1 protein-coding gene is annotated in these 1,168 nt (G+C 44.0%); it reads left to right on the top strand.

Translation table 11 applies throughout. From position 1 onward, the window contains the following. Positions 1 to 7: 7 nt before the first annotated feature. Positions 8 to 1,168, top strand: a 1,161-nt coding sequence (locus Q7P41_RS01815) for a CTP synthase (RefSeq protein ID WP_369693124.1), incomplete at its 3' end; no start/stop codon positions are given.

The raw sequence follows: 1,168 nt of genomic DNA on the forward strand, positions 1-1,168 counted from the left end.
TTCGGTTATAAAAAAAGAACGGGAGGGGAAGTATCTGGGGGCTACCGTTCAAGTGATTCCACACATTACGAACGAGATACAGGAAAGGATACTGAAGGCTGGGGAAGGCTATGACGTGGTATTGATCGAGATCGGAGGAACTGTGGGGGACATAGAAGGACAGCCTTTCTTGGAGGCAATAAGGCAACTTGGTTATAGGGTAGGTCGTGAAAACGTGATTTATTGCCATGTTACCTTAGTTCCTTTTATCCCCACTGCAGGAGAGTCTAAGACAAAGCCAACACAACATAGCGTGAACGAGCTCAGGCGGATAGGGATACAGCCCGATATAGTAATCTGCAGGACAAGTCGTCCACTAAATGATGAGGTAAAAGATAAGATAGCTCTATTTTGTAATGTTAAGAAAAAAGCCGTTATCGAGGCAATAGATGTCGATAACATTTACGAGATTCCGATTCTTTTACAAAAGCAAAACTTCGATGTTATGGTCATGGAAATGTTGGGTCTAGATAGAACTGGTGAGCCCGACCTACGGGAGTGGGAGAACTACCTGCGGCGAAGTAAATCGCCCTCTAAAAGAGCCGAAATAGCATTGGTAGGCAAATATATTGGTCATAAAGATGCTTATCTTTCGGTAAACGAGGCCATAGAACATGCTGCCGTAAATAACAATGCTAAAGTTTGTATTCGTTATGTTGAAGCCGAGGAAGTTGAGAGACTTGGTGTTGACAACCTTAAAGGGGTAGATGCTATTCTTGTCCCGGGGGGGTTTGGCAGAAGAGGTGTCGAAGGTAAAATTATGGCAGCGCGATATGCGCGCGAAAATCTAATTCCCTATTTTGGCTTGTGCCTTGGGATGCAGATAGCTGTGATCGAATTTGCAAGGAATGTATGTTCCATAGCATCAGCTCATAGTTCAGAGTTTGATCCCGGGACTCCTAATCCGGTAATCCATTTACTCGAGGAGCAAAAAGTTATTTCAAAAATTGGCGGAAGCATGAGATTGGGTTCTTATCCTTGCGAGATAAAAACAGATACGTTGGCTTACAAGGCATACGGGTTGACCACGGTGTACGAGAGACACCGTCATAGATGGGAGTTTAATAATGATTACAGAAATCGCTTGGAAAAGGAAGGCTTGATTGTTTCAGGGGTATGCCTTGACGGA

It is taken from the genome of Acetomicrobium mobile (assembly GCF_937920065.1).